Origin of the sequence: Arthrobacter oryzae (assembly GCF_031454875.1) — a bacterium.
Taxonomy (GTDB): Bacteria; Actinomycetota; Actinomycetes; order Actinomycetales; family Micrococcaceae; genus Arthrobacter; species Arthrobacter oryzae_D.
Genome location: NZ_JAVDRQ010000009.1, coordinates 272445 through 289069 on the forward strand (window position 1 = coordinate 272445; position 16625 = coordinate 289069).

Below are 16625 nucleotides of genomic sequence, written 5' to 3' on the forward strand. Positions count from 1 at the left end.
AGGAAGTGCCCTAGTCGGCGCGGCGGCGTTCCAGGTTGCGGCGGCGCTGCTGCGCGAGCGCTTTGAGCAGGGGCGGCACCACCACGCCCTGGGCGGCCATCTGGCGGCGGACCTTCCGGCGGGTGATGATGATCGCCGCCGCGCCGATCCCGATCAGCACGAACTGGACGCTCAGGGCAATCCGGAACGGGTCGAGGCCGTACAGCTCGCCCCTGGAAAAGCCGCTGGCGTGCAGGACGTCAAGCACGACGCCAACGAGGTAGATGGCCACCAGCGCGGCGATGAACCCGCCTACGTTGACGATTCCCGTGGCGGTTCCGATCCGGTGGGCCGGGTTGAAGGTGCGGGCGAAGTCGAAGCCGATCATGGAGCCCGGCCCGCCGATGGCCAGCACCACCACCAGCCCGGCGAGCATCCACAGCGGCGAGCGGCCCGGCATGAGCAGCACGGCGGCCCACGCAGCCGCGGTCGTGGCGGCAATCAGGAGCACCATGGTGGAGCGCCGCAGCGGATGCCGGGAGACGAACCTGCCGATCAGCGGTCCGGCCGCGATGGCCGCCGCTACGTAGACAGCCATCAGTCCGGAGACCGTGCCGGTATCAAGGCCCTGCGCGGAAATCAGGAACGGGTAGCCCCAGGTCATGGCGAACACCGTGCCGCTGAACTGGATGGTGAAGTGGCTCCACAGCCCCAGCCGGGTGCCGGGTTGCCGCCACGCGCTGGACAGCGATATACCGGTGGCCTTTAGCCCCTGGCCGGGTTCCGGGCGCGGATGTCCGGGCGGCTGGTCCTTAAGGGCCGCCAGCACCAGGACGACGGCGAGCGCGGACATCGCCGCCAGGGTCAGGAACGCCGGGGTCCAACCGGCGGAGTGGAGGATCATCGCGAACGGAACTACGCTGAAGAGCTGACCGAGCTGGCCTGACATGCCTGTCAGCTGGGTGATGAGCGGCACCCTGGCCGGGGCAAACCACAGCGGTATCAGCCGGATCACCGAAATGAACGTCATGGCGTCCCCGGCACCCACCAGCACGCGGCCGAGCACGCCCCCGGGAATGTTGTCCGCGAAGGCCAGCTGAAGCTGGCCGAGGCCCATCAGGACGGCTCCCCCGGCGATCATGGTCCGTGATCCGAGGCGGTCCACGAGGACCCCTACCGGGATCTGCAGGCCAGCGTAGACCAGGAGCTGCAGCACGGTGAAGAAGGAAATCTCCGCTGCGGTGGCGTGGAAGCGTTCCGTCGCCTCCAGGCCCACGACGCCGAAGGAAGTGCGCTGGCTGACCGCCACGAGATACGCAAAGATCCCGATGGTCCAGATGAGCCAGGCGCGGGGTGCAGTCACCTGTCCATTATGCCTGCGGCAGGAAAAATAGGATTTATTGTCCGGGTTCTTTACGGGCCAGGTACGCCTCCACCGCTGCACCGAGAGCGTCAGCGTTGGGAAGTTCATCGTTTTCATCTGCGAGCAGTGAGCGGCGGACGGTCCCTTCTGCCTTCTCGTCATAGCGGGTCTCGAGCCGGGACACTACCTGCTGCACTTCCTCGGACGCCTCGAGCTGTTCGGCGATTTGCCGCCCCACTTCACGGCCGGACTCACGCAGGCGGTCGGTGGGCAGCATCAGCGAGGCGGCAGCCCCGAGGTACTCAAGTCCGGCGACAGCGGCGTTGGGGTATTCGGCCTCGGCGAGGTAGTGCGGGACGTGGATGACATAGCCGGCGATGTTGCGGCCCGCCTCGGTGAGGCGCAACTCAAGGATGTGGCCCACGGCCGCGGGAACCTCGACCGTCGGCTTCCAGACGGATATGCCCTCGATGAGCTCCGGACGGTTGCCGTGGACAGTCACGCCCACCGGCCGCGTGTGGGGTACGGGCATCGGGATGGAGTGGATCCATGTCACCAGGTTCACGTCCAGGTGCTCGACGATCCGGACCACGGCCCGGGCGAACCGTTCCCACTGCAGGTCGGGCTCAAAGCCGGCCAGGAAGAGGAACGGATTCCCCAGCCCGTCCACCAAACGGTAGAGCGCCAGGCTCGGGGCCTGGTAATCCTGGAGGTGGTCTTCCACGAAGGTGACGTGCGGACGGCGCGTGCGGTAGTCAATCAGCTGGTCGGCATCAAAGACGGCGACCACCTCAGATTCAAGGGTGTCCAGCAGCTCGGCGGTAATCTGCTTGACCACGTGACCGGCGTCGGCGAATCCCGTAAAGCCCATCACCAGATTGAGCCCGCGGAGTGACGGGCTGTCGAACAGCTCGGCATTGCTCACGTAGAGAGCGTCGGGGTCCAGCAGGGAGCCGGAAATCCGTTCAAGCACGGCATGTTCCTTTCGAAGTGGCGGCGGAGGCGGGGTGCGTCTGCACCGTAGGGGCAGCAACCCAGTCAGCGGATCCACTGGCACACAGCCAAGGGGATCCGCGCAGATCCGCCGGATATTTTTTACAACGCACGTGCCGCCCGATGCATTCCGCCCCGAACCCTTCCGCAGGACGTGTGTTGCAGGTCTCATGAGATTCAGCGCGGCCGGTGCGGAGAGACTACGATCGGAACTGGCCCTACGGACGGCCTTGCAGACACCGGGTTGCGTCTCAAGCCGACGGCGGCCGGTTCCCATGGCGGGACGCCCAACATGCGTTTCCTGCCGAAAATCACAGAGAATTGAGGACTGATCCTCGTGGTCAAGAATACTGAAATCAAACTTAGCGTCATTGCGCGTGACGTTATGAAGTCGCCCACGGACGCTCTGGTCATTGGAGTGGCGCAGGGACCCGACGGTCCCGTGCTGCTGGACAACCCGCTGACGGCCAAGTCCGCCGAGGCCATCGCGGAGTCCCTGAAGGTTCTTGGCCTTACCGGCGCGGCCGACCAGGTCCACAGGCTCCCCGGCCTTCCCGAAGCCGGCGCCGCCGTCCTGGTGCTGGCCGGGGTCGGCAAGCCGGGCGCCGGACGCAAACTCACTGAAGAGGCGCTGCGCCGCACGGCGGGCTCCGCTGTCCGCCAGCTCGCCGGGCTCACCACAGTCACGCTGGCGCTTCCGACGGCGTCACTCGCCGACGTCGCCGCCATCGCCGAAGGCGCCGCCATGGGTTCCTACTCGTTCACCGAGTACCGCTCCACCGCCAACGGCCGGAAGGATCCGGTGCAGAACGTGGTGATTTCCACCGACTTCGCCGCGCACAAGGACCTGCAGCCCCTGCTGAACCGCGCCGCCCTGATCGGGAAAGCCGTCAACGCCACCCGCACGCTGGTGAACCAGCCGCCGAGCCACCTGTTCCCCGAGTCCTTTGCCGATGCCGCCAAGGAACTCGCCAAGGGTTTGCCGGTCAAGGTGACCGTGTGGGATGAGAAGCGCCTCGAGAAGGAGGGCTTCGGCGGGATCATGGGTGTAGGCAAGGGATCCGCGAGGCAGCCGCGCCTGGTCAAGGTGGAGTACGCGCCGTCCAAGGCCAGCGCCAAGATCGCCCTCGTCGGCAAGGGCATCACCTTTGACACCGGCGGCATCTCCATTAAGCCCGCCCTCGGCATGGGTGACATGAAGAGCGATATGGCGGGCGCCGCCGTCGTTCTTAACACAGTGCTGGCAATCGCAGGACTCGGCCTGCCCGTGAAGGCCACCGCGTGGCTGTGCATTGCAGAGAACATGCCCTCCGGCGCCGCGCAGCGCCCGGCGGACGTCCTCACCATGTTCGGCGGCAAGACCGTCGAGGTCCTTAATACGGATGCCGAAGGCCGCCTGGTCATGGCGGACGGCATCGTGGCCGCCAGCCAGGAGTACCCGGACGCCATCATCGACGTCGCCACCCTGACCGGCGCCCAGCTGATCGCGCTGGGCAACCGGACCGCAGGCGTCATGGGCTCGGACAGCGTCACGGGCCCGCTGAAGGCCGCGGCTGACCGGGCGGGCGAGCTGGTATGGCCGATGCCCCTGCCGGACGAGCTCCGGGCCAGCCTCGATTCCGAGGTGGCGGACCTGGCCAACATCGGTGAGCGCCACGGCGGCATGATGACCGCTGCCGTGTTCCTGCGCGAATTTGTCGGCAAGGGCAAGGACGGCGAGCAGATTCCGTGGGCCCACATCGACATTGCAGGCCCGTCCTTTAACAACGGCAGTCCCTACGGCTACACCCCGAAGCAGGGAACGGGCTGCACTGTCCGCACGCTCGTGGCGTATGTCGAAGACGTCCTGGCGGCTTCGGCCTAACCGGCTCTACGCCGGGGCGGTTAGGCCGTTCGCGGCTTTGTGGCGGGTCATGATCCGTCCGCCACAAAGCCGCGTGACACTCGACACAAGCGCTCCACAAACGCCGTGACAAGGTGGAGCATGGATAAGTGGTTCGCTAAGGTGAACTGCGGTAGTCACAAATGCAAGAGAACCGGCCTGCTGACATAATCACGGCAGAGCAAGTTCCAAGACCAGATGATGCGTACTCTCGTGTCATCGTTCACGCGAGGGAGCGTCTAAGTGGCCGATCAGGCAACTGCGCAAGAATTCGACATCCTGGTACTCGGCGGTGGCAGCGGCGGTTACGCCACGGCCCTCCGCGCTGTTCAGCTTGGCCTCACTGTGGGCCTCGTGGAGAAGGGGAAACTCGGGGGCACCTGCCTGCACAACGGCTGCATCCCCACCAAGGCACTCCTGCACTCCGCTGAGCTCGCAGACCACGCCCGCGACTCCGCGAAGTACGGCGTCAACGTCACTTTGGACAGCATCGACATGAGCGCTGTCAACGCTTACAAAGACGGCATCATCGCCGGCAAGTTCAAGGGCCTGCAGGGCCTGATCAAGTCCAAGGGCATCACCGTCATCGAAGGTGAAGGCAAGCTGCAGGGCACCGACACCGTTGTCGTGAACGGCACCGCCTACAAGGGCAAGAACATCGTCCTCGCCACGGGCTCGTACTCACGTACGCTGCCGGGACTGGAAATCGGCGGCAAGGTCATCACTTCAGACGAAGCACTGACCATGGACTACATCCCCAAGAGCGCGATCATCCTGGGCGGCGGCGTCATCGGCGTCGAGTTCGCCTCGGTCTGGAAGTCCTTCGGCGTCGACGTCACCATCGTTGAAGGCCTGCCTTCGCTCGTCCCGAACGAGGACGCCGCGATCGTCAAGAACTTTGAGCGTGCGTTCAAGAAGCGCGGCATCAAGTTCTCCACCGGAGTCTTCTTCCAGGGCGTTGAGCAGAACAACGACGGCGTCAAGGTCACCCTCGTTGACGGCAAGACCTTCGAAGCCGAGCTGCTCCTCGTGGCCGTCGGCCGCGGACCGGTTACCGCCAACCTTGGCTACGAGGAAGCGGGCATCACCATCGACCGCGGCTTCGTCATCACCAACGAACGCCTTCACACCGGAGTCGGCAACGTCTACGCCGTGGGCGACATCGTCCCGGGTGTCCAGCTGGCGCACCGCGGCTACCAGCAGGGCATTTTCGTGGCCGAGGAAATCGCCGGCCTGAAGCCCGTCATCGTTGAAGACGTCAACATCCCCAAGGTCACCTACTCCGAGCCTGAGATCGCCACGGTGGGCTACACGGAGAAGGGTGCCAAGGAAAAGTTCGGCGACGACCAGGTCGAGACCCAGGAATACAACCTCGCCGGCAACGGCAAGAGCTCCATCCTCGGCACCGGCGGCATCGTCAAGCTTGTCCGCCAGAAGGACGGTCCCGTGGTGGGCGTCCACATGATCGGGTCCCGCATCGGCGAGCAGATCGGTGAAGCACAGCTGATCGTGAACTGGGAGGCTTACCCGGAGGACGTGGCACAGCTGCTGCACGCCCACCCGACCCAGAACGAGGCCCTGGGCGAAGCCCACCTGGCCCTCGCGGGCAAAGCCCTCCACGGCTAATTCTTCCGCCCGCACCACCGCAAGACCACTGAGCTTAGTGCACCCGGCATGATCCGCAGGGTGCACTAAGCTCGAACAAGGCAGCAATCATCCGCACTAAAGATCAATAAGGAGAACGGGGACGACATGTCTGAATCCGTTAACTTGCCCGCCCTCGGTGAGAGTGTCACCGAAGGAACCGTCACCCGCTGGCTCAAGCAGGTAGGTGACCGGGTAGAGGTGGACGAGCCGCTGCTCGAGGTTTCCACCGACAAAGTAGACACCGAAATCCCCTCTCCGATTGCTGGCGTGATTGAGGAAATCCTCGTCGCCGAAGATGAGACCGCCGAAGTCGGCGCCCCTCTCGTCCGCATTGGTGACGGCTCCGGTTCGGCCGGCGCTTCCGAAGAGGCAGCACCCGAGAACGCCCCGGCAGAACAGGCGCCTGCCGAAGAAGCCCCCGCAGCTGAAGAAGCCCCCTCCACCGAGGCTCCCGCACCGGCTGAGGCCCCGGCCGCGGAAGCAGCTCCGGCCGCTTCCGGCGAGGGCCACGAAGTCACCCTGCCGGCCCTCGGCGAATCAGTCACCGAAGGCACCGTAACGCGCTGGCTCAAGGCCGTCGGCGACTCCGTTGAAGTTGACGAGCCCCTCCTCGAGGTATCCACGGACAAGGTGGACACCGAGATCCCGTCGCCGGTTGCCGGCACGCTGCAGGAGATCCGCGTCAACGAGGACGAGACCGCCGAGGTTGGATCCGTTCTTGCCGTTATCGGCTCCGGCGCAGCCGCACCTGCCGCTGCTCCCGCCGCTCCGGCTCCGAAGGAGGAGGCTCCGGCCGCGGAAGCTCCGAAGCAGGAAGCTCCCGCCGCAGCACCCGCCAAGGCCGAAGCACCGGCAGCACCCCAGCAGGCAGCACCGGCTCCGGCACCTGCCGCAGCACCGGCAGCGGCACCCGCCGCAGAAGCCGCATCGGCTGAGTCAGGCTACGTCACTCCCCTGGTGCGCAAGCTCGCCAACCAGCAGGGCGTGGACATCTCCTCCCTGACCGGCACCGGCGTGGGCGGCCGCATCCGCAAGCAGGACGTGCTTGCCGCCGCTGAAGCGAAGGCAGCCCCCGCTCCCGCCGCTGCGGCACCGGCACCGGCACCGGCAGCTTCCAAGCAGGACGCCGCGGCCTCGTCACTGCGCGGCACCGTGCAGAAGGCTCCCCGCATTCGCCAGGTCATTGCCCGCCGCATGCGCGAGTCCTTGGACATCTCCACCCAGTTGACGCAGGTCCACGAAGTGGACATGACCAAGATTGCCAAGCTGCGCCTCAAGGCAAAGAACTCCTTCCAGGCCCAGAACGGCGTGAAGCTGACCTTCCTGCCGTTCATCGCCAAGGCAGTGGCAGAAGCGCTGAAGCAGCACCCGAAGGTGAACGCTGCCTACGACGAAGACAAGCAGGAAATCACCTACCACAATGCCGAGCACCTGGCCATCGCCGTTGACACTGACAAGGGCCTGCTGGTTCCGGTCATCTCCGACGCCGGCAGCCTGAACCTTGCAGGCCTTGCCGGCAAGATCTCCGATGTGGCAAGCCGCACCCGCGACGGCAAGATCGGCCCCGATGAGCTCTCCGGCGGTACGTTCAGCATCACCAACATCGGTTCTGTTGGCGCCCTGTTCGACACCCCGATCATCAACCAGCCGCAGGTCGGCATCCTCGGCACCGGTGCGATCGTCAAGCGTCCCGTCGTGGTCACCGACGAAAACGGCGACGACTCGATCGCCATCCGCTCCATGATGTACCTCTCCCTCACTTACGACCACCGCCTGGTGGACGGCGCCGACGCAGGTCGCTTCCTGCAGACCCTCAAGGCCCGCCTTGAGGCCGGCGCCTTCGAGGCGGACCTGGGACTGTAAGCCCCGGAGGGACAAACAGCTCCAAACAACAGCGGCGGCGCAGGAACCGGTGGACAACCACCAAGTTCCTGCGCCGCCGTCGTTGGTTACCAAATCGTCGCCTTGCCGTCCCGCGGGGCTTACTACGAAGCGTAGAAGCCTCTGGCTAGACTGAGGCCATGGACATCGTTTATAACATCATGGTCTTCCTCCACATCGTCGGCGCAGCGATGATTGTCGGCATCTGGATCGGCAACATGAAAAAGCCCACGGTGCACCCCCGCCAGTTCGACGGGGCCGCCCTGCAGCTCATCACCGGCATTGTGATGATGGGGCTCATCCCTGCACTGGACATGGACGCCAACTACTTCAAGCTCGGCATCAAGTTCGCCATCGCGCTGGCCGTGGCTGTGCTGGCCTTCATCGGCCGCCGCAAGTACAAGAAGGACGAGCCGATCAGCAAGGGCCTGGCCCACAGCGTGGGCGGCCTGGCGCTGCTGAACGTGGCCATCGCCACCCTCTGGCAGTAGCGGTCACGACGCCCGCGGCACTTAACAACGACGGCGACGCTCCCCTGGCGGGGGTGTCGCCGTCGTCGTTCCTGTACGCCTCCTGCGTGTCCGGGTCCCGCGCCAGGTCAGTCGCGGGCAGGTCAGTCGCGGGCAGGTCAGTCGCGGGCAGGTCAGTCGCGGGCGATGCAGAATTCGTTGCCTTCGGGATCATGCATGACGTCCCAGTGGAAGTCGCCGATGTCGTGGCCCTCCACGAACACCGCTCCCAGTGATTCGGCGTGGGCGCGCAGGCCATCCGGATCGGGGCCGTGGACATCAAGGTGGAGCCGACGCCGTCCCGGTGTGGCGTCGGAGACTTCCTGGAAGGCCAGCTGCGGCGCTCCGGCAGACGCGGGCTTGAGCCAGACGAACTGGTCATAGCGCGCCGAAACCGTGGTGCCGAGCAGCGCAGCCCAGAACGCCGCCAACTCTTCGGCGTTGCCTGCGTTGACCATGATGGCGGCGATCCGTGCCTGCGGTGAACTTTCAGCGGGCTGCATCCTGCGGCGGTGGGTTTCCATTGCGCCAGTGTAGACGGTCACAATCCTCTGACAGCGGACAGGCCGTGCGCCGTGGCGCCTGAATCCATAGGATTGATGCGGAAGGTCTGGGCGGAAGCCCGGACCGGATCGAATCTAAGCTGAGGAGTGGATATGGCAGCAACACGCACCGCGCACACCGTATGGAACGGCGACCTGTTCGAGGGGTCCGGCAACACCACGCTGGACAGCTCCGGGCTGGGTACCTACGCCGTCACGTGGAAGGCCCGTACAGAACAGTCGGAAGGTAAGACCAGCCCCGAGGAACTGATCGCCGCAGCGCACTCGGCCTGCTTCTCCATGGCGTTCAGCAACATGCTGGCGCAGGCCGGGCACACCCCGGAAGAGGTGCACACCAAGGCCGATGTGACCTTCAAGCCCGGCACGGGCATCACCGGTAGCCACCTGACGGTCAACGCCAGGATCCCCGGCATTTCCGAAGACGAGTTCCAGAAGATCGCAGCGGAAGCCAAGGTCGGCTGCCCTGTCTCCGGCGCCCTGGCCAGCATCGACATCACCCTGGACGCCACACTCACGGCTTCCTAGCCCGTTTGCGGTGCAACCGCTTCCAAGGGAAGCAGCAGCACCGCACGGCAAAGGCCCCGTTCCCCGCCCTGATCATCAGGTAAGGAAACGGGGCCTTTGTTCGTCCTGGCCGGCGCGTGTGCGGCCGGCCGCGTGCAGACGGCTCCGGGTCCGTCCGGCTCGCGCCTAGCTCCTGTTGCTGCGCGCCGGCAGGGGGCCGGGAAGCAGCCGACGGTAGCCTTCCCGGAGCGGCGGACGGTCCGTGGGAAGTTCCTGGATCATTTCCTTCAGGGCACCGATGCCGTACTCCAACTGGGGGTCCCTTCCCGCGGCGTAGGCATGCGGCGGGAACGTCACTTCGATGTCCGGAGTCACGCCGAAGTTCTCAACATCCCACCCAACTCCCCCGCTGAACCAGGTGGCGTAGCGCGGCTGCGTCACTCCGGTTCCGTCCGCGAGGGAGAAGCGGTTGTCGATGCCCACCACGCCGCCCCAGGTACGAGTGCCGATGACGGGTCCGATACCCCGGAGCTTGGAGACCTGGGTGATGATGTCCCCGTCCGAACCGGCAAACTCGTCGGTCAGAATCACCACGGGCCCGCGCGGCGCGTGGTGGGGGTAGGTCCGGGGCTTTTCCCCGCGGGGCATGCTCCATCCCGTCACCTTGCGGCCGATCAGCTCGGCAACAAGCTGGGATGTGTGGCCGCCGCGGTTGCGCCGGACATCCACGATCAATCCGTCCAGCGCGGTCTCGGTGTCGAGGTCGCGGTGCAGCTGAGCCCAGCCGTTCGCCATCATGTCCGGAATGTGCAGGTAGCCGTAAGTTCCGCCGGACGCTTCACGCACCGTGCGCCGGTTGCCGGCAACCCATTCCTGGTAGCGGAGCCGCTCCTCGTCCTTGACCGGCACCACGGCAATGCGGCGCTGATCGCCTGCTGCATCGCCGTGGGCAGCCCCGTTGCGGAGGGTCAGCTCCACAACCCTGCCCGCCGCACCAACAAGCTGCATGGCCGGCGTCAGTGATTCGGACAGCTCCACGCCGTCGATGGCGAGCAGGATGTCTCCCGCTTTGGCGTCGGCTCCCGGCCGGGTGAGCGGGGATGTGGCGAGCGGGTCCGAGGACTCCCCCGCCAGGATGCGGGTGATTTCCCAGCCTGCTTCGGTGAAAGCCAGGTCCGCGCCCAGGCGGCCCTGTCCATTGCTGCCGTTTTCGGTGACAGCCATCGGACGTACATAGGCATGGGAAGTCCCCAGTTCGCCGTGGAGCTCCCATAACAGGTCCACGAGGTCATCATGCGAACCCAGCCGGTCCACGATGGGGCGGTACCGGCGGTGGACCGACTCCCAGTCCTGTCCGGCCATGTCCTCAGCCCAGAAGAAGTCCCGCTGGAGCCGCCAGGCTTCGTCGAACGCCTGGCCCCACACGCTCAGCGGATGCATCAGCACGCGGATGCGGCTCACATCCACCTTCACCAGCTGGCCGGATTCCTCATCGCCCCTGGCGTCGGCGGGCGCCACCCGGATCTGCTTGTCGTGGAGGTAGACCACTTTCTTGCCGTCGCCGGACACACGGTAGCTGTCCAAGGCGTCCACGATAGTGGCTGCCTTGCGCTTGGCCATGTCAAAACGCACCAGTTCGGGTGCGGCGTCCTTGTCGTCAGTCGTGGCCCGGCCGTCGCCGGTGACACCGGCAAGTGCGTTGTCCAGCCAAAGCAAAGCGCCAGGCGTCGCCTCGAGCGCCGAATAATTGCCCTGCGGCACCGGCACTCCGATCACCCGGTGAGCCAGTCCTTCAGCGTCTACCCGCACGGCAGGCGCGGCGGAACCGTTCTCGCCGGCATCCGAAGCCGTTTCGACGTCCGGTCCGGCCGCAAGGTCCACCGAGGGGCCAAACGGCGACGGGGTGTCGGCTGCGAGCGCCACCAGGTAGGGCTTGATGGGGCTGGGGAAGGACAAATCAAAAGAGTGCCCGTCGTAGACAGGGTCAAAACTCCGGTTCGAGAGGAACGCGATGAATTTGCCGTCAGGCGTGAAGGACGGCGAGGCATCGCGAAAGCGTCCGTCCGTGACGTCCACGATCCGGAGCTCCGGATCGCCCACCCTGACGATCCGAAGCCGGCTGCGTGAGCCGAACGACGTGACCGGCTCGGACCACCCGAGCCAGGCCGAGTCCGGCGACCAGCACAGGCCGTCGATAGTGCCCTCGCCGATGCTGGTGACAAGCTTGATGGTCCCGGTCCGGGTGTCGGCCAGGTAGACATCGCCAAAGGAGGTACCCACAGCAAGCGTGCGGCCGTCCGGGCTGGCCTCCATGGCACTCGCGCGAGTGGACCTGGGGAAATCGATCTTCTTCAGGCGTGCGGCCGCGCCGCCAGGCGCGGTGTGTGCAGCATCTGCACCGGCGCCGCCCGCCACGTCGCCGCGGCCTTCTGCGCCTTGTGGTGCAGCAGTGGAGCCGCCGGACGCGTTTCCGCCCGCAGTGTTTCCGACGTCAGTGTTTCCGGGTTCGCCTGGAGCGGTGTCCGCCGCAAGGTCGTCCCCCGCGGGCGACTCGACGCCCGAACGGTTCATCCCCGCCGCCGGGACCGGCTTGGGCAGCGGCGTATGCGGCTCCTGCACGGCTGCAGGCTGGTGCCGCGCGGCCGGCGCTGCCGGCGTGCTGGCCACGTTCGGAGCGATTTCGCTGATGTACAGGGCCTCCGCGCCGTCGTGATCGGCAACGTAAGCAATGCGGCCCTCGCTGAGCGGCCTCGGCAGGCGGGCGCGGACACCCGGCGCGGCTTCCACAACGCGTGAGGGCCCGTCCTTGTGGCGGAGCCAGTGGATGGTGCCGTGCGCTTCTACTGCGCTGGAGGCGCCCGTGTGGTCGGGAATCACGGCACCAAGGTGGCGGGCGGTCTTAAGGAGTGCCGGCCTCCGCCCCTGGGAGGCAGATCCCAGCGAAATGTTGAGCTTGACGGCGTCGGAGCCAAGGTCCGGAACCAGCCAGAGCTCGCCGGCGGATTCGAACACCACGCGCTTGCCGTCCGTGGCGGCATGGCGCACATAAAAATCTTCGTGATCGGTGTGGCGGCGCAGCCCGGTGCCGTTGGGGAGCACCGAGTACAGGTTTCCGTAGCCTTCATGGTCGGAAAGGAAGGCCACCCGTCCGTCAACCCACATGGGGTCCGCGAGGTTGCCATCCAGTTCCGGCACTAGCCGTTCGAACTCGCCGTTGCCGTCGGCGTCGATCCAGAGCTTTCCGGCGGTTCCGCCACGGTAGCGCTTCCACCAGGCAGGTTCGCGTGAAAGCACACTGGCCACCACTACCGGGCGCTCATCGCCGACCTCAGGGCCGAAGGCCACTGATTCGACCGGTCCGAACGGCAGCTCCTCGGACCAGCCGCCTTCCAGCGGGACGCTGTAGGCATGGGTGTGGCGGCTTTCGGCCTGCCGGAACGCGCTGGTGACAAGTACGTCGCCGGCAGCAGTGAAGCCTTTAACCCGTGTGGAGCTGTGGCCGAAGTACGTCAGCTGCCGGTACCCGCCGCCGTCGACATCCACAGTGACAACTTCCGGTGCCGTCCCCTGCACCACGGTCCACACCAGCCGCTTGCCATCGGGCGTGAAGCGGGGGTTGCGGGCGGGAAGCTGAAGGGAGGACACACGCCAGGCGCGGCCTCCGTCCAGGGGTGCAATCCAGGCGTCGTCCTCGGCCACGAAGGTGACCAGATCGCCGTGCAGATGCGGGAAACGAAAGTAGCTCGAAGAGGTCATCGTTCGATCATAGTCAAAGTCGGCGGGCCGCCCGGGAGGTTCCGCGACTGTGCCGGGCATGGTGAGATGGATCATGCGAATCATCATGGCCGGCGCCTCAGGCCTTATCGGAAGCGACCTGTCCGCCCATCTGCGTTCGGGTGGCCACGAGGTCATCCTGCTGGTGCGCAGGGCACCGGCAACGGCCGACGAACGTCGCTGGGATCCGGCGGCGGGGCTGCTTGATCCCGCCCACCTTGCGGGCGCCGACGCCGTCATCAACCTGGCCGGAGCCGGGATCGGCGACCGCCCCTGGACCCGGCGCCGCATTGATGAGCTGTTCCGTTCACGGTTGGACCCGACGCGCACCCTGGCAACGGCGATGGCGAAGCTGGAGGAGCCGCCGCAGGTCTTCATCAGCCAGTCAGGCTCCAACTACTACGGTGACCGGGGTAATGCCGTGCTGCGCGAGAACTCGCCGAACGGCAGCGGCATCATGGCCAGGATCTGCCACGAGTGGGAAGAAGCCGCACACGGGGCCCCGGCGGGCGTCCGCGTTGTCACGCCCCGGACGGGCGTGGTCCTCAGCAGGTCCGGAGGGGCGCTCGGACGGCTGCTCCCTCTTCTCCGGCTGGGCGTGGGGGGCCCGCTGGGAAACGGCCGGCAGTGCTGGCCCTGGATAACGCTGCCCGATGTGTCCTCCGCGTTCAGCTTCCTGCTGGCGGCCCCGATGGCCGGCCCGGTCAACGTTTGCGCCCCTGAAACGGCGGACGTCAACGCGCTGGTTGCCCGGCTTGCCGAGGCGCTCCACCGGCCCGCCCTCTTCCGCGTACCCGCACCGGTGCTGCGGCTGGTCATGGGGAAACTGGCGGACGAACTCGTCCTGGGAAGCCAGCGAATGGAGCCCGCATTGCTGGCCGAGGCCGGATTTGAGTGGCAGCATCCCTCCCTGGCTGAGGCAGCGGCGTGGGCCACCGGCAGGGACCAGGTCAGATAGCGGCTACGCCGCCGGAAGGATCTCCTGGATCCGCCAGCGCCCGCCGGAACTGATCAGGACCAGGCGGAGCCGCTGCTCCGCACCGGCGGCTCCCTCGGCTACGACATTTCCGCCGGCATCCTTCTCCTGGTATGCGGAGGTTACCGCCGTAATTGCGACGACGGCCCGGGAACCCGAGGCACCAGGCTCGGCCTCCGCACGCGTCAGGCTGGTGCCGAAACCGGCCAGGACATGTCCGGCATCACGGAGCCGCCCGCTGATCGTGGCGTCCGCCACGGCCGCCGGCGAATCCGCCAGATTGACCTCGTCCAGGAGCTCGAGTTTCCCCGAGCTGAACGCAGCCGACCTGAGCTGCGCCAGGCCCCGGGCGGCCTCTTCGGGCTTTTGCGACAACGCCAGCTGCCGAGCCTGCGCCGGGACCGGGTCAACGGCTGTCGCCGGCAGGACGTCCTGCGCCGGCTCTGAAGGTGCGTGGACTGAATCCGGGGCGACTGCCGGCTGCGGCCCGGTCAGGATCCATGCGGAAGCGATCGCCACGAACGCAAGCGCTGCCGCCGCACGGCGGATCCAAGGCCGCTTTCCGCCGGCGTGCCGGCCCGGGCCGCGGACCCTCCGCCGGGCGGGACCGCGCGCATTCCCCAGGCGGCGCCGCCAGGCCCGGAGCTTCGCTGCACGGCGGGCAGTGCGTGACGGCGGAAGGTTGCGGCGGGTCAGGAGCTCGGGCAGCACCGTGGGGTGGACCGCACCGGCCAGGTCCACCGGTGCGGCGTCCGCGCTGCGGTAGACGGCAGCCGCGAATTCCAAGGCCGTCGGCCGTTCCCGCCGGTCCTCCCTCAGGCCCGCTTCCAACGCGGAGGCGAGGGCGGGCGGCACACCCGGGACCAGAAGGGAAAGAGGCGGACGGCTCGGGCCTGGCTCCGGTGCCTTCCCCGTCAGGCAGTACCAGCCGACGGCTGCGGCCGAGAAGACATCCCGCTCGGGCTGCAGCCCCGCCCTTAGCCCGTCCACCGGCGCCGGGTCATGGAAACCATCCGTACCGGCAGAGAACGGAGCTGCCGCGTCGCCGACCATGCGCGTAATGCCGAGGTCCGCCAGCAGTGGCTTGCCGTGAGCGGTGAACAGCACGTTGCCCGGTGCGACATCAGAGTGCATGAAGCCCTTTCCGTGCAGATACCCCAGGACCTGGGCGAGTGGCGTCAGGACCGTTACGGACTCGCCCACGCTCAGCGGCCCGCGGCAGTCGACGAGCTGGGCCAGGGATCCGCCGGCCGCGTAATCCATCACCAGTCCCAGGCTCCCGTCCGCTGCTCCCCGGAGCCGGACCACATCATGGGCTTTCACCAGGTGGTCATGATCCAGTACGGACAGAATCCTCAGTTCACGCCGTACGTTGTCCTCCGCGTCCCGCCCGGCCATGCCGGGTACACTGGCGGCGGACATCAGTGGTGGCACACCTTCGGATTGGGTGAAGCATTTCACCGCAAACTCGCGGAGCGTCCGTTCCTCGCGGACCAGCCACACGCTCGCGCTTGCGCCGCGGCCGAGTTCACGCCCCACTACATAACCGGGAACCTCCGGGGCAGCTCCCCCACGCGAGCCACCCCCCGCATCGGGTGGGACCGCCTCAGGCGATGCCGCATCGGCGTCGTTAGCGCCGCCGTCGTGCTCGAATTTCTCCATACCCAAGGAATAGCGGAATCGACAGAATCCCGCAGAAGTTATCCACAGGGGCAGCCGCCGTCCGACGGGTGCCGGTGAGAGGTTAAGCACAGAATCGGGTACCACAGCGGACGGGGTCTAAGCTGGATGCCATGACTCTTGAGTTTTCCACGCTGGGTCTTGCTCCGGATTTCGTTGATTACATGAAGGGCTGGGACATCCAGCGCGAACTCCATGACAAAGTCGTCGCAGCCGAGGCACCCAGCACAGTCCTCATCCTTGAACATGCCGCTGTCTATACAGCCGGCAAGCTGACAGAAGAGCACGAGCGCCCATTGGACGGCACGCCCGTCGTGGCAGTGGACCGGGGCGGCAAGCTCACCTGGCACGGCCCCGGCCAGCTGATCGCCTATCCAATCCTCAAGCTGAAGAACCGGTCGGGCATCCGCGACTACGTGGAGCGGCTCGAAGCGGTCATGATCGCCGTTATGGCTGACTACGGCATCAACGCAGAGCGCATCAAGGGACGCGCCGGAGTGTGGATCAAGGCCGACAGCAAAGGCCCGGACCGGAAGGTTGGCGCAATCGGCATCCGCGTCCTGGACGGGGTCACAATGCACGGGATCGCCATCAACTGCAACAATGATCTGGCACCCTATGCCCAGATCATCGCCTGTGGCATCAGCGATGCCGGCGTCACCACGATGTCCATCGAAGCCGGCAAAAACATCGCCCCCGGCGATATCGCGGAGCGGCTCGTGGAAGAATTCCGCAAGCACGAAGAAGCACTCGTACCAAGCCCCGAAGGAGCTCTACTGTGACACTGGCGCCAGAAGGCCGGAAGATGCTGCGCATTGAGCAGCGAAACGCGGCCACTCCGGTGGAGCGCAAACCGGAATGGATCAAGGCCAAG

The 16625-nt window shown here is 66.4% G+C and carries 12 protein-coding genes; 7 read left to right on the forward strand and 5 right to left on the reverse strand.

Annotated elements, in window-relative coordinates; all coding sequences use genetic code 11:
* Positions 1-10 precede the first annotated feature (10 nt).
* Positions 11-1342, reverse strand: coding sequence for an MFS transporter (locus J2805_RS17505; RefSeq protein WP_309978444.1), 1332 nt, complete (start codon positions 1340-1342; stop codon positions 11-13).
* 34 nt (positions 1343-1376) lie between these two features.
* The gene (locus J2805_RS17510) at positions 1377-2315 is read right to left on the reverse strand and encodes a proteasome assembly chaperone family protein (RefSeq protein ID WP_309978445.1); all 939 of its coding nucleotides are present in this window, start codon (positions 2313-2315) and stop codon (positions 1377-1379) included.
* Between the two features lie 357 nt (positions 2316-2672).
* On the opposite strand from J2805_RS17510, the gene J2805_RS17515 reads away from it, so the two are divergent.
* The 4 genes from J2805_RS17515 (at position 2673) to J2805_RS17530 (ending at position 8236) form a co-directional block, all read left to right on the forward strand.
* The gene (locus J2805_RS17515) at positions 2673-4199 is read left to right on the forward strand and encodes a leucyl aminopeptidase (RefSeq protein ID WP_309978446.1); all 1527 of its coding nucleotides are present in this window, start codon (positions 2673-2675) and stop codon (positions 4197-4199) included.
* Between the two features lie 261 nt (positions 4200-4460).
* Positions 4461-5843, forward strand: a complete 1383-nt coding sequence (lpdA, locus tag J2805_RS17520) for a dihydrolipoyl dehydrogenase (protein ID WP_309978449.1) — start codon at positions 4461-4463, stop codon at positions 5841-5843.
* A 126-nt stretch (positions 5844-5969) separates the two neighbouring features.
* Positions 5970-7727, forward strand: a complete 1758-nt coding sequence (gene sucB / locus J2805_RS17525) for a 2-oxoglutarate dehydrogenase, E2 component, dihydrolipoamide succinyltransferase (RefSeq protein WP_309978451.1) — start codon at positions 5970-5972, stop codon at positions 7725-7727.
* A 158-nt stretch (positions 7728-7885) separates the two neighbouring features.
* Entirely contained in the window at positions 7886-8236 is a 351-nt protein-coding gene (locus J2805_RS17530; protein WP_307051018.1) for a hypothetical protein, read from the forward strand.
* A gap of 152 nt (positions 8237-8388) precedes the next feature.
* On the opposite strand, the gene J2805_RS17535 is transcribed toward J2805_RS17530, so the two are convergent.
* Positions 8389-8778, reverse strand: coding sequence for a VOC family protein (locus J2805_RS17535; RefSeq protein ID WP_309978454.1), 390 nt, complete (start codon positions 8776-8778; stop codon positions 8389-8391).
* Between the two features lie 132 nt (positions 8779-8910).
* Here J2805_RS17535 and J2805_RS17540 point away from each other — a divergent pair, with 132 nt between their 5' ends.
* Positions 8911-9342, forward strand: a complete 432-nt coding sequence (locus J2805_RS17540) for an OsmC family protein (protein ID WP_309978456.1) — start codon at positions 8911-8913, stop codon at positions 9340-9342.
* A 165-nt stretch (positions 9343-9507) separates the two neighbouring features.
* On the opposite strand, the gene J2805_RS17545 is transcribed toward J2805_RS17540, so the two are convergent.
* Positions 9508-13077 carry a S41 family peptidase gene (locus J2805_RS17545; RefSeq protein ID WP_309978458.1) on the reverse strand — a complete coding sequence of 1190 codons (3570 nt, stop codon included), beginning with the start codon at positions 13075-13077 and terminating at the stop codon, positions 9508-9510.
* Positions 13078-13150: 73 nt separating this feature from the next.
* Here J2805_RS17545 and J2805_RS17550 point away from each other — a divergent pair, with 73 nt between their 5' ends.
* Positions 13151-14053 (forward strand): TIGR01777 family oxidoreductase, encoded by a 903-nt coding sequence (locus tag J2805_RS17550; RefSeq protein ID WP_309978485.1) that lies wholly within the window; start codon positions 13151-13153, stop codon positions 14051-14053.
* A gap of 3 nt (positions 14054-14056) precedes the next feature.
* On the opposite strand, the gene J2805_RS17555 is transcribed toward J2805_RS17550, so the two are convergent.
* On the reverse strand, positions 14057-15733 hold the full coding sequence (locus tag J2805_RS17555) for a serine/threonine protein kinase (protein ID WP_309978460.1): 1677 nt from the start codon (positions 15731-15733) through the stop codon (positions 14057-14059).
* 122 nt (positions 15734-15855) lie between these two features.
* On the opposite strand from J2805_RS17555, the gene lipB reads away from it, so the two are divergent.
* Positions 15856-16533: a lipoyl(octanoyl) transferase LipB gene (gene lipB / locus J2805_RS17560; protein ID WP_396134406.1), complete on the forward strand. Its 678-nt coding sequence runs from the start codon at positions 15856-15858 to the stop codon at positions 16531-16533.
* Positions 16534-16625 lie beyond the last annotated feature (92 nt).